We start from the raw sequence: 22,474 nt of genomic DNA on the forward strand, positions 1-22,474 counted from the left end.
CGGGCATTCCGTGGGATGGCGGGGCGGTGTGGGCTGGCAGGACACGCCGTAAACCCGTCCCTGGGGGCTCGATGGCGCCATCCATGGCGCCAACGGTCCTGCCAGCCCACACCGCCCCGCCGCCGACAGATTCCGTGGGCTGTTGGTAGGTGTCGACCTTGGTCGACACATCTTTCAGATATCGAAATACAGGAATGGGGTCAGATCCGTTTTCCTGCGGAAAACGGATCTGACCCCAGGAGTCGTTCAGACAGTTCGCGGAAAACTGTCGAAGGTGGGGGGTGTCGGATTGCGGGGTGTCAGCCGCATGGATGCGGCTGCCAAGCCTACAAGGACGTACTTGCGGCGTCCCCGCAATCCGATACCGCCCCGCCATCCCCCAGGACCCCAGCTGTTGCTGTTGCTTCGGCCCTGGCTTGAAGCCTCTGCGGGTGCCGGGTGCAACCCGGCCGACACCCACCCGATGCTACGCTGTGGCCACCGACAACCACGGAGGCGGGATGGGGGCGATCGTGTTGTTGCCGCTGGGCGTGGACGACGCGGTACTTGACCGCTGCCTGGCCGCGCTTGATGCCGGTACCGCAGCGGGAACATCGATCTGGCTGGCCGATGACGCACAGGCCGGGCCACGTGCACAGGCGGTGGTGGAACACTGGCTGGCACATACGCCGTTGCAGGCCGAGTACACCCGCCGCGCGCGGCCGCTGGGCGAGGTTGCCCATCTGGACGAAATGCTGCGTGCCTGCGATGGCCTGGACGTGGCGGTGCTGGCCCCGGACAGCGTGCCCGCACCGGGATGGCTGCAGCAGCTGCAGGCCACGTTTGCACGCGACGCGGCCATTGCCACGGCCACGCCGTGGTGCAACGTGGGCGAAACCGCGGCGTGGCCGCGCTTGGGTGAGCTCAACCCCGAACCGGGCGACCCGGCGCTGTTGGCACATGTCTGCGCCGCACTGCCGAGCCTGCATCCTGAACTCCCTTCGGCGGTCACCCACGCCGTGCTGGTGCGCGCCAATGCACGGCGGCGCGCTGGTGGCCTGGATACAGAAAGCTACCTGGGCTGGAACGCGGCGCTGGTCGATCTGAGCCTGCGCATGGCTGGTCTCGGTTGGCGCAACGTGTTGTGCGAAAACGCCTTCGTCAGCCGTGCCAGTGAAGCACCCAGCCGCGACGGCGATCTGGAAGCACTGGCCGCGCGCTGGCCGGGCTGGGTACCGCGGCTGGCTGACTTCCTGATGCACGACCCGCTGCACACGCTGCGCCAGGACCTGCAGCACGGCCTGCAGCAGGCGATAATGCCGCGCGGGCAGGGCGACCTGTTCGTCCCGCCATCACCGTTGGAGCCGCCTGTTTGAATTCCGCCATTGCCGCCATCGTCGTCACCTACCAGAGCGGCAGCACCATTGATGCGTGCCTGTCGCGGCTGCGCCAGGCGCAGGACGTGGCCGAGATCCGGGTGGTCGACAATGGATCGCTGGATGACACCCTGGAAGTCGTGCAGCGCCACGCCAGCCATGATCCGCGTGTACGTTTCATCGCCAACCCGGACAACCCCGGTTTTGCCGCGGCCAACAACCAGGGCGTTGCCGATTCACGCAGCCCGTGGCTGGCCTTCATCAATCCCGACCTGATGGTCGAAGTCGATACGCTGGCAGCCCTGCGTGACTGCGCCAATGCGGTGGGCGACAGTCTGCTGGGGGTGGAGCAGGTGGACGAGCAGGGCCAGGCCGATGAAGCGGTACGGCGCCGTGATCCGGACTTCCTTGCCATGCTGCGCTCACCCGGTCGTGGCGCGCGGTTGGCCATTGCCCGCGACCCGGCGCAGCCATTGCAGCAGGTGCCGGCATTGTCCGGTGCGCTGCTGCTGATGCCGCGCGCCCTGTTTGATCGCATCGGCGGCTGGGATGCCGGCTACCGGCTGCACGCCGAAGACCTGGACTTGTGCCGCCGCGTGCGCGAGGCCGGTGGCGTGGTCGCCATCGCCAACGACCTGAAGGTGACCCACGTGCGCGGGGTGTCCAGCCGCTCGCGCCCGTTCTTCGTTGAATGGCACAAGCATCGCGGGCTATGGCGCTATTTCAGCAAGTTCGAAGCGCCGCAGCGGTCGTTGCCGGTGCGGGTGGCGGTGTGGGGGGCGATCTGGGCCCATGCACTGGTGCAGGTGCCGAGGTTGCTGCGCAGGTCGCTGTAACGCGCTGCCACAGGATCATCCACGCATGGCGTGGATCGACTGCAGAGCGCGTGAGGGCGCCACCTCCACCACGGACCCCTGTTCACCCGAACGGGCGCATAATTCCCCCATGCCTATCATCCAGTCCCTGCTCGACACCGACCTGTACAAGTTCACCATGATGCAGGCGGTGCTGCACCAGCACCCCGGCGCGCAGGTTCAATACCGTTTCAAATGCCGCACCCCCGGTATCGAGCTGGCCCGCTACATCGACCAGATCGATGAGGAGATCGACCACCTGTGCAGCTTGCGCTTCAGCAATGAAGAGCTGGATTACATGCGTGGCCTGCGCTTCGTGAAGCCCGATTTCGCCGACTTCCTCGGCCTGTTCCACCTGGATCGCAAATACATCCAGCTGCGCGCGTCGAAGACGGTGCCCGGCGAGATTGAACTGGACATCACCGGTCCATGGCTGCACACGATCCTGTTCGAAGTGCCGCTGCTGGCGATCATCAACGAAGTCTGGTTCCGCAACACCACCACGGCGGATTTCGCCGAAGGCGAACGCCGCCTGCAGGCCAAGGCCGCGCTGCTGCGCGATACCCCTGGTTTCGAGCAGTGCCGCATCGCCGACTATGGCAGCCGCCGCCGCTACTCGCGCGATTGGCATGCCCGCCTGCTGCCGCTGCTGCGCGATGCGCTGGGCCCGCAGCTGGTCGGCACCAGCAACGTGCACTTCGCGCGCCTGTACGGCATGACGCCGCACGGCACCATGGCCCACGAGTACCTGCAGGCGTTCCAGGCACTGGGCCCGCGCCTGCGCGATTCGCAGGTGGCGGCGCTGGAGTCGTGGGCGCGCGAGTACCGCGGCGACCTTGGCATCGCCCTGTCCGACGTGGTCGGGCTGGATGCGTTCCTGCGCGACTTCGACATGTATTTCTGCAAGCTGTTCGACGGCGTGCGCCATGATTCCGGCGACCCGTTCGACTGGGGCGACCGCATGCTGGCCCACTTCCAGCTGCGCCGCGTCGACCCGCGCAGCAAAGTACTGGTGTTCAGCGATGGGCTCGACATCACCAAGGTGATGCGCCTGTACGACTACTTCCGTGGCCGCTGCCAGGTGGCGTTCGGCGTGGGCACCCACCTGACCAACGATCTGGGGCCGACCCCGCTGAACATCGTCATCAAGATGGTCCGCTGCAACGGCCAGCCGGTGGCCAAGCTCAGTGACTCGCCGGGCAAGAGCATGTGCGACGACCCGGGCTACCTGTCCTACCTGCGCCAGGTGTTCGAACTGCCGGATCCGGCCCAGGCCTGATCGCGGTCGGTCCGGGGCCGCACCGCGGCCCGTGGCTGCCTGCATGTGGTGCTTGCCGCACATCGCGGGTGGCAGTAATTGACCGTGCCTTGATGCCGCAAGCATCAGGATCGACGGTATGATGCGCCCACAACCACACGAATGTGACGTGCGTCATCAAATGAGTTTCCTTCGCTGCAGTATCCACCCTGCAAGTCTGCCAATGGACCCACCGATGGCCGCTGAAAGGAACAACGCGTGACGGCGCCTCATCTTGCCATTGCCGGCATGCCGGCCGAATTCGTCGAAATGCGCGGTGGCAGCGTGTACTGGGTCGTTGCTGCTGGCAGCGCGCCGGCCGATCTGCTCGGCGCCAGTGCGTTGATCGGCGCGGGCGATCTTGATGACGTAGTGCTGGCAACGCTGGGGCGCGGCGTCGAGCCGATGTTGTCTCTGCTGACGCCCGAACAAGGTCCTGCACGGGTGCACATGTTCCAGTGCTCGCACCAGGGCATGCAGTTGGCCCTGCGCGGCCTTGCCGAGGACTTGCCTCGCGCTTCAGGCGCCACAACGCGCATGTGCATCGTGCAGTTCCCCGTGGCTGCACTGGACGGTTGGGACGACGCGCGTTTGTCGCGCTGGTGCCAGCGCCTGCAGCAGTGGGCGCAGAACGCCGCGCAGGTCCTGCTGCTGCTCTGCCATGGCGAGGTGGCCACGCTCGCTCCGCGTCTGTTGCCCTTGAACCGGAGCTGCGCCGGTGTCGCCCAGTTGCATCCACACCGTGGTGCACTGCAGCTGTTGCTGCATTACTGGACCAACAGCCACGGCGTCGTCGCACAACGTGCCTTCACCGTTGAACAAGTCGAGCAGCGTCTGCAGCGCTTGGTCGACCCGGAGGTTGAAGCGCCGTCAGCGGCGGGCGAGGGCGGCAGCGACCGCGACCTGTTCCTGGCCCAGGCCGATGTGCTGGAAGGTGCCCCGCCGTTGTCGTCGGCCTGGCGCCTGTATGAGGGCTGGGCTGGCCTGATGCCTGCCGCGCTGCAGGCACGCGAAGCCACGGTGGTGGTGGCCATCAGCGAAAACGCACAGGTCGACGCCCTGGCGCGATTGCTGCATCGCCTGCGGCGTGAGCGCGGCGATGCTGTGAAGCTGGTGGTACGTGAACTGCAACCCTGCCTGCGCTACGCCGATGAGCGGCTGTTGCTGCAGTGCGGCGGCAGCCTCGTGGTGCCTGCCCACACCCCTTTGCCGCGCCTGTTGACCCTGCTCGATACCGTGCAGCGGCAGCGTTGGCAGGGCCAGTTGGCTGACGATCCGGAACCGTTGATCCGTGCGCACCGGCCGCCGTCGATCAGTGGCCAGGTCAGTGCGTCGCGCTTCCGCCAGATCGCCAGTGAACGCATCGACCAGGACGGCAGCGCCGTGGAGAGTGCAGTGCTGGCATTGCAGCCGGTGGCTGGCCTGCGCGCCGAGCAGACGCTGCAGCAGCTGCGCATCCGCCGCCAGGGCGACCTGGCCTGCGTGTACCGCGGGCAGGTGCGCCTGTTCCTGTTCGGTTGTCGCCGCGATGCCATCGAACAGGCGCTGGGCAACCTGTTCCGGCTGCCCTGGCGCGAGCTGTTCGACGGTTACCAGCGGCTTGCCGAATACGATATCGCGGCGATGAACGCCAGCGGCAGCGATCCGGAGACGGAGCTGCTGCCGCAGCCTGCGGAACCCGCGCCGGTCGCAGTTGCGACAGTTGTAGCAGTGCCATTTGCAACGCCAACACCGTTGCGGCTGGGAGACGACGCATGACCACCGACCAGCAGCTGTGGACGTTGATCGCCGCCTGCGCGGTATTGATGATTCCGTTCGGCGCGATGCTGGGCGTGCTGTGGCGAGGCCTGCGCCGACGCGTCGGCGGGTGGTTGCCGCCACGTCACCTGCGCCGGGCGGGCGTGCGCCAGCGCGCACCGCGGAGGCCGGCATGAGTCCGCAGGCATTGCCCGCATCGCCGTTCGCCTGGGCCGACCTGCGCGGCTGGAACCTGTACTTCCTGTCCAAGGTGGTGCTGGCCTGGATGGGTGCGCTGGACCTGAAGATCCTGCCCAACCTGCTGTTCCTCGGCGCGCTGCTGGTGCCGCTGCGCTGGCGCTGGGCGCGTATCGCGCGGACGGTGGTGGCTGTCCCCGTTGGCGTGGCGCTGTATTACCAGGACACCTGGTGGCCGCCGTTCCAGCGATTGCTGGCGCAGCCGGGCGTCCTCGACTTTTCTGCCGACTATTGGCTGGAACTGGCCCAGCGCTTCATCAACTGGCAGATGGTGGCGGTGCTGGCCCTGCTGCTGGTGGCCTATTACCTGCTGAAACCGTGGCTGCGCATCACCACCCTCAGCGTGCTGGGCATGCTCGGCATGGCGGTGGTTGCGCTGCCGCTGCCGGCAGACCTGGTCGCGCGACAGGGCCAGGCCGTGGCCGCCACCGGCAATACGGGCTCCGGTCGTGCGCCGCTGGCACCTGCCAGCAACGACAACCTCAACGCCTGGCTGGCAAGCTTCTACCAGCAGCAGTCAAGTTTGAAGACGGCCTTCCCGGCGCCGGCAAGCGGCGCGCCCTTCGACGTCATCATCCTCAACATCTGCTCGCTGGCCTGGAGCGACCTGGACGAAGTGGGGCTGCGCCAGAACAACCTGCTCGACCGCATGGACGTGGTCTTCGACGATTTCAATTCGGCAACCGCCTACAGCGGGCCGGCGGCCATCCGCCTGCTGCGCGCCAGCTGCGGGCAGACTTCGCACACCGCGCTGTTCGACCCGGTACCGGCCGAGTGCCAGCTGTTCTCCAACCTGCAGCGCCTCGGTTTCCAGAGCGAGCTGGCCATGAATCATGATGGCCATTTCGACGATTTCATCGGCGAGCTCTCCAAGTACGGCGGCCTGCAGGCCAAACCGATGGACATCAATCCACTGCCGCGCGCGCTGGTGGCGTTCGACAAGTCACCGTTGCGTCGCGATGGCGACGTGCTGAACAGCTGGTTCAAGCAACGCCAGGCCGAATCCACCCAGCAGGTCGCGCTGTTCTACAACACGATCTCGCTGCACGACGGCAACCGCATCGTCGGCGCCGATGGTCGTGCCAACGCTGCCGACTACAAGGCGCGTGCGCAGATGGTGCTCGGTGACATGGCCGGCTTCGTCGACGCGGTGGAGAAGAGTGGGCGCCGCGCCATGATCGTGGTGGTACCCGAACACGGTGCCGCACTGCACGGCGATCGCATGCAGATCCCGGGCATGCGTGAAATTCCCAGCCCGTCGATCACCCACGTGCCGGTAGGCGTGAAGCTGGTCGGTATGGGGGCACCTGCTGCCGGCGGCCCGCGCCACATTCCCGAACCGAGCAGCTACCTGGCCATCTCCGAGCTGGTGGCACGGGTCTACGCGCTCAACGCGCAGTCGCCGCCGGCCGACCGTGACTGGGACAGCCTGCTGAAGGGGTTGCCGCGAACGCCATCGGTTTCCGAGAACGAAGGCGCCAAGGTCATCGACTACGACGGCAAGCCGTGGCTGCAGCTGCAGGGCAGCCAGACCTGGAGCCCTTACCCCGAGGACAAACGCTGATGGCTGCCGACATTCTTGCGGTGCCCACCACCCTGTCGGTCGAGGAAGACGACATCGACCTGCTGCGGCGCAGCCTGAACATGCCGGAGATGCCCTACGTGGACTTTTCGGCGCAGCGCGAGCGCGAGCAGGCGCTGGCGCGCTGGCCGCTGCTGGCGGAACTGGAGCAGCAGCGATGAACACGCTGTTGTCCCTGCAGGGCGTGCATGGCGGCACCGGGGTAACCACCGTGCTGGCAGCGCTGGGCCAGGCCCTGCATGCGCAGGGCCAGCGCGTGCTGCTGGTCGAATGCAGCCCGGACCAGATGCTTGGCCTGCACCTGGGCCTGCCCGCAAAGGAAGCGGGTGGCTGGGCGCGTGCCCAGCTTGACGGAGGCGACTGGCGCGCGGCGGCCTTCGCCTGCGCGCCTGGCTTGGCCGTGCTTCCCTATGGCCGCGTCGATGACGCTGAGGCACTGCAGGTAGAGCAGTGGCTGCAGGCGGCGCCGGCTACCTGGGCTGATCGCATGCCGCTGTTGGTGCCGCAGTTCGACTGGGTGATGTTCGACCTGCCACAGCGGCTGCCTGCACACGTGGCCGCGATCAACCAGCATGCCGCTTGCACCTTGCCGCTCCGCCTGGCCTGTGTCGATCCGGCCAACCATGTGGCGCTGCAACGGCACAGTGCCGACGCGCGCCGTGTGCTGGCCAATCGCTACGATCCTGCTGTGCCGGTACAGCGCGACCTGATGCAGTTGTGGCTGCACTCGCATGCTGCGCGCCTGTTGCCGCAACCGCTGCATGAGGATGCGCGGGTACCGGCGGCGTTGGCCAGCAAGCAGCCGTTGGGCCGCTACGCGGCCGATTCGCTGGCCGCGGCTGATATCGATGGCCTCGCGCTGTGGTGCCTGGCCGAGTCTGCCCGGCGGCAGGCGGAGGGCGCGCACGGATGAGCGCGCGGGTGTACTACCTGCATTGGAGCCGCCTGCGTGATCGGGTACATGCGCCGTGGGCGACTTGCCTGGTGCTGTGGCTGCTGCAGGCCATCGGCTGGGCGTTCCTGCGCCTGGAAGCTCCGGCATGGCAGGCATTGGCGCCGCGCCTGCGCGGTGCCTTCCCGCAGTTGCAGGGTGACCGTCGCTGGCGCCCCGGCGATCCGATCCGCTTGCTGATCCAGGCGCTCTGGTTGTCGATCGTGCGCTTGGTGCCGCGCCCTTCGCAGCGCCGGCAACGCTTGGCGCGCGCGCGCCGGCAACGCATCGCCGAGCTGCGCGGTGCCGCCGGGCGTGGTCACCTGCGCTACGTGCGCGCAATGCGCGATGCACCCAACGAGGTCTGGAACAGCCGCTTCATGGCCTGGGCAAGCCAGCGCCTGCAGGGGCTGTCGCCGCGTAGGCGCAATCTGCTGACGTTCCTGATCGGCCTGGTCACGCTGGGCCTGGCCGTGCTGTGCATCACCCAGCCGTTCACCTACTTCGCGCAGTTCGTGTTCGTGCTGCTGCTGTGGGTCATCGCCCTGCTGGTGCGGCGCATGCAGGGGCGCTACGCCACCCTGGTGCTGGTGGTGCTGTCGATCACCGTGTCCTGCCGCTACCTGTGGTGGCGCTATACGGCCACGTTGAACTGGAACAGCACCTTCGACCTGATCTGCGGGCTGGTGCTGTTGGCTGCGGAAACCTACTCGTGGCTGGTGCTGATGCTGGGGTATGTGCAGGTGGCCTGGCCGCTGCGCCGTCGCCCGGCGCCGCTGCCCGCCGATGTCCAGCAGTGGCCGACGGTGGATGTGCTCATTCCCACCTACAACGAAGACCTGGCCCTGGTGCGGCACACCGTGTACGCGGCGATGGGCCTGGACTGGCCGGCCGACAAGCTGCGCATCCACATTCTCGACGACGGCAGGCGCGAGGAGTTCCGCGCTTTCGCCGAACGTACCGGAGTGAACTACATCACCCGCACCGACAACCGACACGCCAAGGCGGGCAACCTCAATCACGCCCTGACCTTGATCGATGGCGAACTGGTGGCCATCTTCGACAGCGATCATCTGCCGGTGCGGTCGTTCCTGCAGGTCTCCTGCGGCTGGTTCCTGCGCGACCCGAAGCTGGCGCTGGTACAGACGCCGCACCACTTCTTCTCGGCCGATCCGTTCGAGCGCAACCTGCAGGTATTCCGCAGCGACCCCAACGAGGGCGAGTTGTTCTACGGTCTTGTGCAGGATGGCAACGACCTGTGGAACGCGGCCTTCTTCTGTGGCTCCTGCGCGGTGCTGCGCCGCGAGGCGATCGATGCCATTGGCGGCTTTGCCACCGAGACCGTCACCGAGGATGCGCATACTGCGCTGCGCCTGCATCGCAACGGTTGGAACTCGGCGTACCTGCGTATCCCGCAGGCGGCTGGCCTGGCCACCGACAGCCTGGGAGCGCATGTCAACCAGCGCATCCGCTGGGCGCGCGGCATGGTGCAGATCTTCCGCATCGACAATCCCCTGATCGGCAAGGGCCTGAGCCTGTTCCAGCGCTTCTGCTACGCCAACGCGATGCTGCACTTCCTCGCCGGCATTCCACGTCTGGTGTTCCTCACCGCGCCGCTGGCGTTCCTGCTGCTGCACGTCTACATCATCTATGCGCCAGCACTGGCCATCCTGTTGTTCGTGGTGCCGCACATGGCCCACGCCAGCCTTACCAACGCACGCATCCAGGGCAAGTATCGGCGGCCCTTCTGGGGCGAGGTCTACGAGACCGTGCTGGCCTGGTACATCGCACGGCCGACCACCATTGCGTTGTTCAGCCCGGGGCGCGGCAAGTTCAACGTCACCGACAAGGGCGGCACCCAGGCCGGTGACCGTTTCGACTGGCGTGTGGCACGGCCATACCTGGTGCTGGCACTGTTGAACGTGCTGGGCCTGTGCTTTGCGGTCTGGCGCTTCATGCACGGCCCGGCTGATGAACGCGGCACCGTGGTCGTCAGCTCGCTGTGGGTGCTGTACAACCTGCTGATCATCGGTGGCGCGCTGGCCGTGGCCGCCGAGGTGCAGCAGGTGCGCCGCACCCATCGCGTGACGACACGCTTGCCGATGGCCCTGCAGGTTCCCGATGGTCGCCGCCTGCGTGGCGTCATGCAGGATTACTCCAACGACGGTGTCGGCATCGAGCTGGGCGACGACCCGCAGCTGCTTGAGGGGCAACCGGTGCAGGTGCTGCTGGGCCGGGGCCGCCGCGAGTTTGCGTTCCCCGCACGGGTGCAGCGCAGCGTTGGCCATCGCCTCGGCCTGCTGTTGACGTTCGAGAATGAACGCCAGCGCGTGGAATTTGCCCAGTGCACCTTCGCCCGCGCCGATGCGTGGCTCGACTGGCACGCCGGCTACCAGCCCAAGAGCCTGCCACGCAGCCTGTGGAGCGTGCTGGTGCTGGGTTGGCGCGGTTACCGGCGGATGGGCGACTTCACTCCGTTCGACCTTGACCGTCCCGCGCACTGGAACCGTCGCCTGCTGCGCTGGCTGGCCAGTTTCGCCCCGCAACGTCCGCTTCCATCCCACCCGGCTGACCCAGCCGCTGATCCAGGGCTTCGTCCATGAGCATTCCGTCCTCTCTGCGCTGGCTGCTGCTGCCCCTGCTGGCCTTGCCTGTGGCCTCGGGCAACAGTGCGCCGGCCCCGGCACGCATGCCGACCACCGGTTCCACCCCGGACGCACCGGCTGCCCAGGTCGCCGTACCGACCCCGGTGGCGGCTGCAGCGGTTCCTGCGCAGCGCAGTGAAGCTGCACTGCCGCAGACCTGGGCAGGCAGTGCCTGGCCTTGGCAACGCGAAAGTACCTTCGCCCAGTTGGGTCGTCGCCAGGACACGCTGTTGTCGGGCGTGCGCAACGCGACCACCTTCGAATTCCAGGTGCGCCGCGACCGGCTCGCGCGCGAGGCCGAACTGGACCTGAGCTTCACACCGTCGCCGTCGCTGCTGCCGACCCTGTCGCATCTGCGGGTCTATCTCAACGATGCGTTGATGGGCGTGGTGCCGATCAGCAACGACCAGCTTGGCCGCCCGGTGCAGGCCAAGCTGCCGCTGGATGCGCGCCTGATCGCAGACTTCAACCAGGTGCGGCTGGAATTTGTCGGCCATTACACCGACATCTGCGAAGAACCCACCCACAGTTCGCTGTGGGTGAACCTGTCCAGCAACAGCACGCTGCGCCTGGGCGGACAGCTGCTGGCGATGCAGGATGACCTGGCCAACTTCCCGCTGCCGTTCTTCGATCCACGCGATACCGCGCGCCTGGAGCTGCCGGTGGTGTTCGGTGCCGCACCGACGTTGGCCCAGCAACGCGCCGGTGCCGTGATGGCCTCTTACTTCGGCAGCCTGGCCGGCTGGTGGCGGCAGGCGCGTTTCCCGGTCAGCTTCGGCCAACTGCCGGCGCAGGGGCATGCCGTGGTGCTGGCAGTCAATGGCAAGTTCCCGCCGGTGATCGCCAACCATGCACCGGTGAAGGGCCCGGTGGTCGAGCTGATGGCGCTGCCGGAGGATCCGCAGCGCAAGCTGCTGCTGGTGCTGGGCCGCAACGATGACGATCTGCAGAAGGCGGTGGCGGCGATGGCGGCGGGCAACGCGTTGTTCCGTGGCCGCCAGGTCGGCATCGACGAGGTCAAGCCGTTGGCCCCGCGCAAGCCGTACGATGCACCTAACTGGGTGCGCACCGACCGGGCCGTGCGCTTGGCCGAACTGCTCGACTACCCGCAGCAGCTGCATGCAAACGGCGTGTCGCCGCAGCCGATCACGGTCAACCTCAACCTGCCGCCGGATCTTTTCATCTGGCGCAACCAGGGCATTCCGCTGAACCTGCGTTACCGCTACACGCCGCCGTTCGGCAGCGATGAATCGCGATTGGGCGTAGCAATCAACGACCAGTTCATTTCCAGCTTCCCGCTGGTGCGCCGCAACGGCAAGCAGGGTCTGGAGGAAATCCGCCTGCCGGTGCTGGCCGGCGACGCCGGTGCCGACGACGGCCGCCTGCTGATTCCCTCGCTCAAGCTGGGCGACCGCAACCAGCTGCGCTTTGATTTCAACTTTGCCAGCGTGATGGGCAGTGCCCAGCGCGACCACTGCCAGACCGTGCTGCCGCCGAACCTGCAGGCGGCGATCGAAGAAGATTCGACCATCGACTTCTCCGGTTTCCACCACTACATGGGCCTGCCGGACCTGTCCGCATTCGCGCTCAGCGGTTTCCCCTTCAGCCGCATGGCCGATCTGTCCGAGACGGTGGTGCTGGTGCCGGCAACGGCGAGCGAGTCGCAGGTCAGCCTGCTGTTGAACCTGGTGGGCGGCCTGGGCGTACAGACGGGGTACCCGGCCTATGGCTTGCGCCTGTCCGACGACTGGAAGCAGGCCAGCGCACTGGATGCCGACCTGCTGATGCTGGGTGCAATGCCGGCAGAGCTGCGCGGCAGCGATCAGTTGTCGCTGCTGATCGATGACCAGCGTACGCGCCTGCTCAATGGCCAGTCACCGTCGCCGCAGCTGGCGATGGAGCAGGCCCGTCGCGGCAGCCGTGCCGGTGATCCGGCAGTTACCCAGGTGGCGGTCACCGCCGAAGCGCCCTTCGCGGCGATCATCGGCCTGCAGTCGCCGCATCACGCGCAGCGCAGCATCGTCTCGCTGGCGGCCAGCAATGCCGCCGACTACGGCCTGCTCGACGAAGCCCTCAGCGATACCGGCAAGCGCCAGGCGATCGCCGGTTCGGTGGCGATCCTGCGCAGTTCGGGCATCCACAGCCAGTTCGTCGGCGACCATTACTACGTTGGCGCGCTGCCGTGGTGGCTGCTGCTCTGGTACCACCTGGCCGACCACCCGGCACTGCTGGCGGTGCTGGCCACGGTGGTGGTGCTGATGGTGGCATTCCTGTTCTGGCGTGTGCTGCGCTGGGTGGCAGCCAAGCGGCTGGATCCGGGGCACTGATTGATGGTGCGTACGCCGCCGTCGCTGGTCGCTGCCTCCGGCCTGGTCCTGATCGGGCTGGCGGGCCCGTGCGCGGCGCAGGCGCTGCCAGCCACGCCCGGCGGCACTGTTGCCGAGCAGCGGCAATGGCTGCTGCAGCAGGTGCGCATCGGCGAGGCCAGCGGCCGTCAGGGGCTGATCGAAGATGCACTGGCCCGGCTGCGAATGCTGGCACCGGACGACCGCAGCACCCTGGTGGCGATCCTGGAAGTGCAGCTGTCGCAGCAGAAGATGGAAGATGCCGATGCGACCCTGCAACGGTTGCGCCAGCTCGGCGCCGGCAGCCGCGAACTGGCCGCCGGTGAGCGCCTGTGGCGCGCCTATCGCGGCGACCTGCAGCAGGAACTGCAGCAGGCACGGCTGTTCGCCGCCGGTGGTCGCAGCGATGAAGCGTTGCTGATCTACCGCCGTCTGTTCAACGACGATCCACCGGGGCTGCAGCTGGGCCTGGAGTACTGGCGCCTGCGCGGCACGCAGGCCAGCGGGCGCGATGCCGCAATCCGGGAACTGACCGCGCTGGACCGCAGTTACCCCGGCAACACCACCCTGTTGCAGACACTGTCGCAGCTGTTGTTCGCAGCCGGGCGTGACGCCGATGCGCTGGCGGCGCTGCAGCGCATGGGGCGCAATCCGGAAGCGCGCGCGCTGGCGGCTGATGCCGAATGGGGCTACCTGCAGGACCAGCCTGCCGACGAGCGCAACGTGCGCCGCCTGCAGGAATTCATCACCCGCAACCCCACCTTCAGCGACATTGCGCTGGTGCGCGAACGCTATGCCGAACAGCACAAGCGGGTAAGCGATCCCTCCTGGCGCGCAGGCCTGCGTGGCCAGCAACTGCTCGACGCCGGTCGCAATGCAGAGGCCGAGCGCGCATTCCTGCAATCGCTGCGCGGCTATCCGCGCGAAGCGGAGTTCCTCGGTGGGCTGGGCATGGCCCTGATGCGGCAGGGGCGCCGCGAGCAGGCCATCGCCTATTTCCAGCGTGCCGTGCAGGCCACACCCGCGGGTGATACCAGCGACAGATGGCGCGACCTGATCACCAGCACCCGCTATTGGCTGCTGCTGGACCAGGCCGACACCGCGCTGGCCGCTGCCAGGCTCGATGATGCTCAGGCACTGTATTCGCAGGCGCGCCGGCAGCAGCCGCGCGAGATAAACGCCATCCTCGGCCTGGTCGATGTCGCGGTGGCGCGTGGCGACGATGAAGCCGCCGAGCGGCAGCTGCAGGCCGCGCGGCGGATCGCCCCGCGCGATGCCAATGTGATCCGCAAGCTGGTGCAGCTGTATGGCCGTACCGACCCGCAGCGTCTGGAATCCTTCATCAACGCCTTGCCTGCAGCGCAGCGCACCCTGTACGCCGAAGACCTGCGCCAGCTGCAGATCAGCCGGCTGCGTGAGCGTCGTGAGCAGGCGCTGGCCGCTGGTGATGCCGATGCGGCCATCACGTTGGGGCGTGAGCTGCGCCGCGAACTGCCCGGCGATGCCTGGCTGGCGTATGCGCTGGGCAATGAACTGCGGACGGCCGGCAAGCTGGATGAAGCAGATGCGGTGGTTGCCGATATGGCCACGCGCAATGCCGGCATCGAAGCGCGTTACGCGCAGGCGCTGTACCTGTCCGGCTCCGATCGCCTGCCACAGGCGCTGGCCGTGCTGGAAGGCGTGCCGCGCGCGCAGTGGGACGATGACATGCGCGCCTTGTCAGAACGCCTGCAGCGCCAGCAGCTGATCGATCATCTGTGGGAGCTGCGCGCGCAAGGCCGGGAAGCAGAAGCCGTTGCCCTGCTGCAGCAACAGCCGCCCAGCGCGGACAACCAGCTGATCCTGGCCGAGTGGGCGCGCCTGCGTGATGATCATGCACAGGCGCTGCACTACTACCAGCAGGTGCTGGCGGTGCAACCGGACAATCTCGATGCGCAGTTGGGCCAGCTGCAGGCCTGGATCGGCACCGGCGACCTGGCCAGTGCCCGTCGGCAGATGCACGACGCGCCCCCCGTGGTGGCCGATGATGCGATCGGCCAGCAACGCCAGTTGGCGACCATCTGGACCGACCTGCATGAAGACGCCAAGGCGCTGCAGATCCTGCGCGCGCTGCTTGCCCGCAAGAGCGGGCCGGACGCCCAGTCCTGGCGCGATGCGGCGCGTCTTGTACGGCGCGAAGATCCGCAGCAGGCGCTGGACATGTACGCACGGGCGATGGCCGACAATGGCTTGATCGCACCGTCGCAGGCGCAGCCACGTGACAACCGCGCGTTGACCCTGGCCAGCCGCGAAACCGCCAGCGACGACTGGTTGCGGCGCAGCCTGCGCAGCGACGTGGAAACCCTGTACCAGCAGCAAAATCCGACGCTGACCGTGATGCAGGATTCCGGCCGTCGCAGCGACGGCACGCCTGGCATCTCGAAACTTGCACGCGATACCCGCATCGCCCATCTTGATGCACCGTTCGCCGGTGGTCTTGGCTGGGCGCGCATTGAACAGGTGCATTTCGATGCAGGCCGTTTCCAGACCGACGCCGACGGCGCCTACAGCGACGATTTCGGCAGCTGCGACCTGGGCCTGCTGCAGGCCGACGGCACGCGGATGCAGGCGCCGGGCTGCACCCGCTACGTACACCAGCGGCGCAGTTCGGGTGCCGGCTTTGCCGTGGGCTGGCGCACCCTGGATGATCGCTGGAATTTCGATATCGGCCATTCGCCGTCCAACTACGTGGTGGGTAACTGGCTGGGCGGCGTCACTCTCAATGGTGACCTCGGCCGGCTGGGCTGGGGAGCGACCGTATCGCGGCGGCCGATGACCAATTCGCTGCTGTCGCAGGCTGGTGCGATCGATCCACGCAGTGGCATTGCTTGGGGCGGTGTCACCGCCAATGGCGTGACCGTCAGCCTCGGCTATGACGAAGGTGGACGCAACGGCGTGTGGTCGAACTGGAGCTGGCACCAGCTGACCGGTCACAACGTGGTGGACAACACCCGCGCGCGGGCGATGGTTGGCTGGTACCACAAGCTGATCCAACGCCCGGACATGCGCCTGGATGTGGGAACCACCGCGATGTATTGGCGCTACCAGAAGGACCTGGGCGGCTATTCGCTGGGTCAGGGCGGCTACTACAGCCCGCAGCGCTATGCGTCGTTGAGCCTTCCGGTGGGCTTCGCCTGGCGCAACGACGACTGGTCGGTGCGCATTGATGGTTCGGTCAGCGTCTCCAACGCACGCACCCGCTCGATCAGCCGCTTCCCCGACGAGGCCCTCATCCAGCGCGTGATCGCACAGCTGGAACCGCAGTACGGTCCGCTGCAACTGGACGCGGATGGCCTGTACACCACCGATGGCAGCAGTACCGGTACGGGCTATCGCCTGTACGCGGCAGTTGAGCGGCGCCTGGGTGATCACGTCGTGCTGGGTGCGGCCGGTACCCTGCAGCGCAGCCGCGATTTTTCGCCGAACACGTTCCAGTTGTACCTGCGCTATTCCTTCAAACCGTGGCAGGGCAACCTGCCGTTGCCCGTCTCTCCGCTGGTGCCGTATGGCGAATTCCGCTGACCTGCAACGCCGCCGTCTGCTGCAGGCGACAGTCCTGCTGCCGCTGCTGGGCAGCGCCGGCGTTCGCGCGGCCACCACAGCATCGCGTTGGCCGGCCTGGCAGGTGCTGCAGGACAGCAGCCTGAGCCGCGATGGGCGCATGATCGACCGCAGCCAGGACGATCAGCGCAGCACATCGGAGGGCCAGTCCTATGCACTGTTCTTCGCGCTGGTCGACAACGATCCTGCACTGTTCGACCGCATCCTGGCCTGGACGCAGGACAATCTCGCAGGCGGTGACATGGCCGCGCGCCTGCCAGGCTGGTTGTGGGGGCAGGGCAAGGAAGGCTGGCGCCTGCTGGACGACAATCCTGCATCCGATTCGGACCTGTGGCTCGCCTACGCATTGCTGGAAGCTGCGCGCCTGTGGCGCCGCCCCGCGCTGCAGGCCATCGCCGAAGGCATGCTGGCACAGGTGCGCGCGCGCGAAATCGTGCAGATACCCACGCTGGGGCCGATGCTGCTGCCGGGGCCGCAGGGATTCATCGAAGACGGTGCCACCCGGGTCAATCCGAGCTACCTGCCGCTGCCGTTGCTGCGGCGATTCGCAGCGGTTGATCGCAGCGGCCCCTGGCAGGCGCTGGCCGACAACACCGTGGCCCTGCTGCAGCAGACCAGTCCGCATGGGTTCGCGCCGGACTGGGCCGCGTGGAAGGACGGCAGCTTCATCGCCGATCCGGTGAAAGGGGCTGTGGGTGGCTACGACGCCATCCGCTGTTACACCTGGGCCGGCATGACTGCGCCGCGCGATCCCTTGTTCCGTCGCCAGCTCACCGCTCTGTCCGGCCCTCTGCAGCGCCTGCGCAGCGGTGCGCCGATGTGGGAGAAAATCGACACGCGTACCGGCAAAGGGCAGGGCGAGGGCAACTACGGTTTCCGTGCCGCACTGCTGCCCTACCTGCTGGCACAGGGGGAAACATCCCGCGCCGCGGTGCTGCTTGAAAGCCTGCCCAGCGCCGAACAGCAGCGTGCTGGCGAGCCCGCGTACTATTCGCAGATGCTCACCCTGTTCGGTCGCGGCTGGGCGGAAGGCCGCTGGCGCTTCGCTGCCGACGGACGCCTGCAGCCGCGCTGGTGATGCAACGGCCGGGCGATGCCCGGCGGGCCCATCAACAGGGGATCACTCCAGCGCGTAACGCAGCACGAACAACACCGCCACCAGCCACACCGCCGGATGCACCTCGCGCCAGCGGCCGGTGCCGGCCTTCAGCGCGGCATAGGCAATGAAGCCGAAGGCCAGGCCGTTGGCGATGGAATAGGTGAACGGCATCGCCAGCGCACACAGCGCGGCGGGTACGGATTCGGTCAGGTCGCTCCAGTCCACTTCCACCAGTTCGCGCAGCATCAGTCCGGCTACGAACAGCAGCGCCGGCGCGGTGGCATAGCCGGGCACCATTGCCGCCAGCGGCGAGAACAACAGCGCGGCCAGGAACAACGCAGCGACCACCAGTGCGGTCAAACCGGTACGGCCACCCACCTGCACGCCCGAGGCGCTTTCGGCGAAGGCGGTGGTGCTGCTGGTGCCCAGCAGCGAGCCGGCCACAATCGCCGTGCTGTCGGCCAGCAGCGCGCGGCCGAACCGCTTCTGCGCGCCCGGCAGTTTCAGCAGGCCGGCACGGCCGACCACGCCATACAGCGTGCCGGTGGCATCGAACACTTCCACCAGCACGAACACCAGCACCACCTGCAGCAGCACGGCGATCGGCGCGCCGCCGTTGTGGTGCAGCAGGCCAGGCAGGTCCAGCTGCAGGAAGGTCGGCGCCAGGCTCGGCGGCAACGACACCAGCCCGTGGTACTGCAGATCGCCCAACGCCCAGCCGGCCGCGGTCACCGCCAGGATGCCGATCAGGATCGCACCGCGCACTCGTCGCGCTTCCAGGATCGCGATCAGCAGGAAGCCGCCCAGTGCCAGCAGCGGCGGCGCGGTATTGAGCGGGCCCAGCGCGACCAGCGTGTCCTCGTTGCCGATGATCACGCCGGATTTCTGCAGCGCGATGATGGCCAGGAACAGGCCGATGCCGGCCACGATCGCCGACCGCAACGACGCCGGAATGCCCGACACCAGCCACGCGCGCACGCCGGTCAGCGACAGCACCAGGAACACCAGGCCGGAAATGAACACCGCCGCCAGCGCCTGCTGCCAGGGCAGCCCGGCAGCGCCGACCACGGTGAAGGCGAAGAACGCATTCAAGCCCATGCCCGGGGCCATGCCCACCGGGAAGTTGGCCGCCAGCGCCATCACCACCGAGCCCAGCGCCGCGGCCAGGCAGGTGGCCACGAACACCGCGCCGGCGTCCATGCCGGTGGTGCCCAGGATCTCGGGATTGACGAAGACGATGTAGGACATCGTCAGGAAGGTGGTGACACCGGCCAGCAGTTCGGTGCGCACGGTGGTGCCGTGCTGTTGCAGCTGGAACAGGCGTTCGAACAGGGACATCGCAGATCTCTCGTACCTGCACGCCCTGCCGCCCGAAGGACCGGCGGGTGCGTCGCCAGGCGGTTAGAAGTGGTAGTTCAACTTCAGCGTAACGCTGCTGTAGTTGGTATGGAAGCTGCGTCGCGCCGCAGCCGGGTAGTTGGGATCTTCCAGGTAAACCGGGCTGGAGCCCAGATGGGTGTAACGGTACTCCGCACCCGCCGAAAGCTGGTCGCTGAAGCGGTACAGCACGCCTGCGCCGACGTTCGCGCCGGTGGATACATGGGATGCGCGGGTTTCAAATTCGGCCACGCGGCAGCCGTTGGTGGCCTCCACCAGCGACTTGTCGCAGCCCAGCGAAAACTCCTGGCGGGCCACGCTCACGCCGGCGCTGACGTACGGCAGCCACTGGCCCGCCGCGTAACCCAGCGTCAGGTTGACTGCGCCCGAACGGGTCACCGCATCCTTGCCGTAGTAGGGGCTGTACTGGTGGTTGTCGCGGTCCTTCCACTCCTGGGTGATGTTGCCGAAGGAAAGGGTGCCTTCGATCCCGGCAACCACATTGTTGTCGAACTGCCAGTTGCGGCCGGCCTGCAGCCCGCCAGCAAAGCCGCGGATGCTCTTTTCAGAGGCATTGGCATTGCTGCGGTCCTGGCTGTGGCCTTCGCCATGGCTGGCATGGGCACCCAGGTAGATGCCTTCCCAGTTCGCCGGCGCGGCCGCGGCAGTGCCCGACAGCAGCAGCGCTGCCGTGGTGGAGATCAGTGCTTTCATGGTGTTTTCCTACGAGGGGGATGAATCGGGTGCGTAGGAAAACCGAAGCATTGGGCCGGGAACATACAACGAGTTGCAAAGTACGGAGGATGCCGTGTGCGACAAGGAATCAACACTGCTTTACACGGGCAGCCTTCAGCCGGGTCGCGTTGAAGTGCGTCGCGAAGAGACCAAAAGCGTCAACAAAAATCGATTGCGGCCCATGAAAGGTGAAAGGCCGCGCGAGCGCGGCCTTTCGTTCTTGCTTACTTCAGCGCCTTGAAGCGCAGGCGCTTCGGCGCAGCGTCGTCGCCCATGCGGCGGCGCTTGTCTTCTTCGTACTCACGATAGTTGCCCTGGAAGAACTCCACGTGCGAATCACCTTCGAACGCCAGGATGTGGGTCGCGATGCGATCCAGGAACCAGCGGTCATGCGAAATGACGAAGGTGTTGCCCGGGAACTCCAGCAGCGCATCTTCCAGCGCACGCAGGGTTTCGATGTCCAGATCGTTGGACGGTTCGTCGAGCAGCAGCACGTTGCCACCCTGCAGCAGGGTCTTGGCCATGTGCAGGCGGCCACGCTCACCACCGGACAGCGAACCGACCATCTTCTGCTGGTCCTGGCCCTTGAAGTTGAAGCGGCCGATGTAGGCGCGCGACTGGATCTCGATGCCGTTGATGTTGAGGATGTCCAGGCCGCCCGCGATTTCCTGGAACACGCTGTGGTTGCCTTCCAGCGCGTCGCGGCTCTGGTCCACGTAGGACAGCTGCACGGTCGGGCCGACCACGATCTCGCCGGTGTCCGGCTTTTCCTGGCCGGTGATCATCTTGAACAGGGTCGACTTACCGGCACCGTTGGGGCCGATGATGCCGACGATGGCGCCCGAGGGCACCAGGAAGTTCAGGTTGTCGAACAGCAGGCGGTCGCCGAACTTCTTGGAGACGTTCTTGAATTCCATCACCGCCTGGCCCAGGCGCTCGCCCGGCGGGATGAAGATTTCATTGGTCTCGTTGCGCTTCTGGTAATCGACCGACTGCAGCTCTTCCAGGCGGGCCAGACGGGCCTTGCCCTTGGTGCGGCCGCCCTTGGCGTTCTGGCGCGACCACTCCAGTTCCTTCTGGATCGCCTTCTGGCGAGCCTTTTCCTGGTTGTCTTCCTGCTTCAGGCGCTCATCCTTCTGGGTCAGCCAGTCGGTGTAGTTGCCCTTCCACGGAATGCCGCGGCCACGGTCCAGTTCCAGGATCCACTCGGCGGCGTTGTCCAGGAAGTAGCGATCATGGGTGACCGCCACGACGGTGCCGGTGTAGCGCGCCAGGAACTGTTCCAGCCATTCCACCGACTCGGCGTCGAGGTGGTTGGTCGGTTCGTCGAGCAGCAGCATGTCCGGCTTCTGCAGCAGCAGGCGGCACAGCGCCACACGGCGCTTTTCACCACCGGACAGCTTGCCGACGATGGCATCCCACGGCGGCAGGCGCAGCGCATCGGCGGCCACGTCCAGCTGGTTTTCCAGCGTGTGCGCATCGCCGGCGGCGAGGATCGCCTCCAGGCGCTCCTGTTCCTTGGCCAGCGCGTCGAAATCGGCGCCTTCCTCGGCATAGGCGGCGTAGACCGCATCCAGCGCAGCCTGTGCCTGCAGCACTTCGCCAACGCCTTCTTCAACCGCTTCACGCACGGTCTTGGTCGGGTCCAGTTCCGGTTCCTGCGCCAGGTAGCCAACCTTGATGCCGGCCTGCGGACGGGCTTCGCCCTCGAAATCGGTGTCCACGCCGGCCATGATCTTCAGTACGGTGGACTTGCCGGCGCCGTTCAGGCCCAGCAGGCCGATCTTCGCGCCCGGGAAGAAGGACAGCGAGATGTCCTTGATGATCTGCCGCTTGGGCGGGACCACCTTGGACACGCGGTTCATGGTGTAGATGTATTGCGAGGACATGAGGTCTCCGTAGGCGCGACCCTGCGCCCGGTCCGTCACGGGGAACTTCCCGTTGCGGCAGCGGGCACAGACTGAATGGAATACCCCCAATTATAGCCGGAACCGCTTACGCCCCGCGCCGTCCGCAGCGCCCGGGGCTGGCCGAGGACTGAATGGGCCGTCAGAGTCCCGCAGCGGGAAGCGTTTCCAGCCGGAAACCGTTCAGATCGAATGCGCAATATGGGCTCACCACCCACCCAGCAGAGGTCTCCCATGCACATCCATCGACTCATGGCCGGCGCCGTGGCCTCTGTACTGGCGCTGGGCGCCATCGCCCCGGCCTTCGCCGACAACGACCACCGTGGTCGCGACCATGACCGCCGTGAATGGCGCGAAGATCGCCGCGAGTGGCGCCACGACCGTCGCGACTGGGAACGCGACCGCCGGGAAGCGCGCCGTGACTACCGCCACGACCGCCGCTACGACCATGGCTACTACCGCCCGGCACCGCCGCCGCCGCGCGTGGTCTACAGCCCGGGCTACCGGCCCGGCTATGGCTATGGCTGGCAGCGCGGCCACCGCTATCGCGATTACTACCGCGGCCCGATCTACGTGGTGAACGACTACCCGCGCTACCACCTGCGCCGCCCGCCGTCCGGCCACCACTGGATCCGCGATGACCGCGGCAACATGCTGCTGGTGGCCGTGGCAACCGGCATCATCGCCGACTACATCATCAACAACCGTTGATGCAGCGCCAGGGTCGGATCCCTTTCCAACGGAAAGGGCTC

16 protein-coding genes are annotated in these 22,474 nt (G+C 66.9%); 13 read left to right on the plus strand and 3 right to left on the minus strand.

Annotated elements, in window-relative coordinates; genetic code table 11:
• The first annotated feature begins 500 nt into the window (after positions 1-500).
• The 12 genes from CR918_RS01250 to bcsZ all read left to right on the plus strand — a co-directional run bounded on the left by CR918_RS01250 (position 501) and on the right by bcsZ (position 17,682).
• Complete coding sequence (locus CR918_RS01250) at positions 501-1,355, plus strand: glycosyltransferase family 2 protein (protein WP_080150036.1); 855 nt, start codon at positions 501-503, stop codon at positions 1,353-1,355.
• The gene (locus tag CR918_RS01255) at positions 1,352-2,191 is read left to right on the plus strand and encodes a glycosyltransferase family 2 protein (protein ID WP_025876688.1); all 840 of its coding nucleotides are present in this window, start codon (positions 1,352-1,354) and stop codon (positions 2,189-2,191) included. The genes CR918_RS01250 and CR918_RS01255 overlap by 4 nt, the downstream gene beginning before the upstream one ends.
• A 109-nt stretch (positions 2,192-2,300) precedes the next feature.
• A complete protein-coding gene (gene pncB / locus CR918_RS01260; protein WP_033830318.1) occupies positions 2,301-3,488 on the plus strand; it encodes a nicotinate phosphoribosyltransferase in 1,188 nt (395 codons plus the stop codon).
• Between the two features lie 237 nt (positions 3,489-3,725).
• On the plus strand, positions 3,726-5,264 hold the full coding sequence (locus CR918_RS01265) for a BcsE family c-di-GMP-binding protein (protein WP_099841889.1): 1,539 nt from the start codon (positions 3,726-3,728) through the stop codon (positions 5,262-5,264).
• The gene (locus tag CR918_RS01270) at positions 5,261-5,440 is read left to right on the plus strand and encodes a cellulose biosynthesis protein BcsF (RefSeq protein ID WP_033830321.1); all 180 of its coding nucleotides are present in this window, start codon (positions 5,261-5,263) and stop codon (positions 5,438-5,440) included. The genes CR918_RS01265 and CR918_RS01270 overlap by 4 nt, the downstream gene beginning before the upstream one ends.
• On the plus strand, positions 5,437-7,065 hold the full coding sequence (gene bcsG / locus CR918_RS01275) for a cellulose biosynthesis protein BcsG (RefSeq protein WP_025876680.1): 1,629 nt from the start codon (positions 5,437-5,439) through the stop codon (positions 7,063-7,065). The genes CR918_RS01270 and bcsG overlap by 4 nt, the downstream gene beginning before the upstream one ends.
• A complete protein-coding gene (bcsR, locus tag CR918_RS01280) occupies positions 7,065-7,244 on the plus strand; it encodes a cellulose biosynthesis protein BcsR (protein ID WP_025876678.1) in 180 nt (59 codons plus the stop codon). Before bcsG ends, bcsR begins: the two co-directional genes overlap by 1 nt.
• Complete coding sequence (bcsQ, locus tag CR918_RS01285; RefSeq protein WP_099841890.1) at positions 7,241-7,996, plus strand: cellulose biosynthesis protein BcsQ; 756 nt, start codon at positions 7,241-7,243, stop codon at positions 7,994-7,996. Before bcsR ends, bcsQ begins: the two co-directional genes overlap by 4 nt.
• Positions 7,993-10,617 carry a UDP-forming cellulose synthase catalytic subunit gene (gene bcsA / locus CR918_RS01290; RefSeq protein ID WP_099841891.1) on the plus strand — a complete coding sequence of 875 codons (2,625 nt, stop codon included), beginning with the start codon at positions 7,993-7,995 and terminating at the stop codon, positions 10,615-10,617. The genes bcsQ and bcsA overlap by 4 nt, the downstream gene beginning before the upstream one ends.
• Positions 10,614-12,986 carry a cellulose biosynthesis cyclic di-GMP-binding regulatory protein BcsB gene (gene bcsB / locus CR918_RS01295; RefSeq protein WP_099841892.1) on the plus strand — a complete coding sequence of 791 codons (2,373 nt, stop codon included), beginning with the start codon at positions 10,614-10,616 and terminating at the stop codon, positions 12,984-12,986. Before bcsA ends, bcsB begins: the two co-directional genes overlap by 4 nt.
• Before the next feature lie 3 nt (positions 12,987-12,989).
• Positions 12,990-16,565: a cellulose synthase complex outer membrane protein BcsC gene (bcsC, locus tag CR918_RS01300; protein WP_099844206.1), complete on the plus strand. Its 3,576-nt coding sequence runs from the start codon at positions 12,990-12,992 to the stop codon at positions 16,563-16,565.
• A complete protein-coding gene (gene bcsZ / locus CR918_RS01305) occupies positions 16,549-17,682 on the plus strand; it encodes a cellulose synthase complex periplasmic endoglucanase BcsZ (RefSeq protein ID WP_099841893.1) in 1,134 nt (377 codons plus the stop codon). The genes bcsC and bcsZ overlap by 17 nt, the downstream gene beginning before the upstream one ends.
• A 42-nt stretch (positions 17,683-17,724) precedes the next feature.
• Here bcsZ and CR918_RS01310 read toward each other — a convergent pair whose 3' ends face one another.
• The 3 genes from CR918_RS01310 to ettA all read right to left on the minus strand — a co-directional run bounded on the left by CR918_RS01310 (position 17,725) and on the right by ettA (position 21,704).
• On the minus strand, positions 17,725-19,041 hold the full coding sequence (locus CR918_RS01310; RefSeq protein ID WP_025876668.1) for an NCS2 family permease: 1,317 nt from the start codon (positions 19,039-19,041) through the stop codon (positions 17,725-17,727).
• Positions 19,042-19,104: 63 nt separating this feature from the next.
• On the minus strand, positions 19,105-19,794 hold the full coding sequence (locus CR918_RS01315) for an outer membrane protein (protein ID WP_025876666.1): 690 nt from the start codon (positions 19,792-19,794) through the stop codon (positions 19,105-19,107).
• A 245-nt stretch (positions 19,795-20,039) separates the two neighbouring features.
• The gene (gene ettA, locus CR918_RS01320) at positions 20,040-21,704 is read right to left on the minus strand and encodes an energy-dependent translational throttle protein EttA (RefSeq protein WP_025876664.1); all 1,665 of its coding nucleotides are present in this window, start codon (positions 21,702-21,704) and stop codon (positions 20,040-20,042) included.
• Between the two features lie 252 nt (positions 21,705-21,956).
• Between ettA and CR918_RS01325 the strand changes: the two genes are divergently transcribed.
• On the plus strand, positions 21,957-22,433 hold the full coding sequence (locus tag CR918_RS01325; protein ID WP_025876662.1) for an RcnB family protein: 477 nt from the start codon (positions 21,957-21,959) through the stop codon (positions 22,431-22,433).
• The last annotated feature ends 41 nt before the right edge of the window (positions 22,434-22,474 follow it).

Origin of the sequence: Stenotrophomonas indicatrix, assembly GCF_002750975.1 — a bacterium.
GTDB classification, from domain to species: domain Bacteria; phylum Pseudomonadota; class Gammaproteobacteria; order Xanthomonadales; family Xanthomonadaceae; genus Stenotrophomonas; species Stenotrophomonas indicatrix.

Excerpts from the sequence above, each read along its gene's own strand:
- CR918_RS01250 (WP_080150036.1), top strand. The coding sequence starts at position 501 with ATGGGGGCGATCGTGTTGTTGCCGCTGGGCGTGGACGACGCGGTACTT.
- pncB (WP_033830318.1), top strand. The coding sequence starts at position 2,301 with ATGCCTATCATCCAGTCCCTGCTCGACACCGACCTGTACAAGTTCACC.
- CR918_RS01270 (WP_033830321.1), top strand. The coding sequence starts at position 5,261 with ATGACCACCGACCAGCAGCTGTGGACGTTGATCGCCGCCTGCGCGGTA.
- bcsG (WP_025876680.1), top strand. The coding sequence starts at position 5,437 with ATGAGTCCGCAGGCATTGCCCGCATCGCCGTTCGCCTGGGCCGACCTG.
- bcsR (WP_025876678.1), top strand. The coding sequence starts at position 7,065 with ATGGCTGCCGACATTCTTGCGGTGCCCACCACCCTGTCGGTCGAGGAA.
- bcsQ (WP_099841890.1), top strand. The coding sequence starts at position 7,241 with ATGAACACGCTGTTGTCCCTGCAGGGCGTGCATGGCGGCACCGGGGTA.
- bcsA (WP_099841891.1), top strand. The coding sequence starts at position 7,993 with ATGAGCGCGCGGGTGTACTACCTGCATTGGAGCCGCCTGCGTGATCGG.
- bcsB (WP_099841892.1), top strand. The coding sequence starts at position 10,614 with ATGAGCATTCCGTCCTCTCTGCGCTGGCTGCTGCTGCCCCTGCTGGCC.
- bcsC (WP_099844206.1), top strand. The coding sequence starts at position 12,990 with ATGGTGCGTACGCCGCCGTCGCTGGTCGCTGCCTCCGGCCTGGTCCTG.
- bcsZ (WP_099841893.1), top strand. The coding sequence starts at position 16,549 with ATGGCGAATTCCGCTGACCTGCAACGCCGCCGTCTGCTGCAGGCGACA.
- CR918_RS01310 (WP_025876668.1), bottom strand. The coding sequence starts at position 19,041 with ATGTCCCTGTTCGAACGCCTGTTCCAGCTGCAACAGCACGGCACCACC.
- CR918_RS01315 (WP_025876666.1), bottom strand. The coding sequence starts at position 19,794 with ATGAAAGCACTGATCTCCACCACGGCAGCGCTGCTGCTGTCGGGCACT.
- ettA (WP_025876664.1), bottom strand. The coding sequence starts at position 21,704 with ATGTCCTCGCAATACATCTACACCATGAACCGCGTGTCCAAGGTGGTC.
- CR918_RS01325 (WP_025876662.1), top strand. The coding sequence starts at position 21,957 with ATGCACATCCATCGACTCATGGCCGGCGCCGTGGCCTCTGTACTGGCG.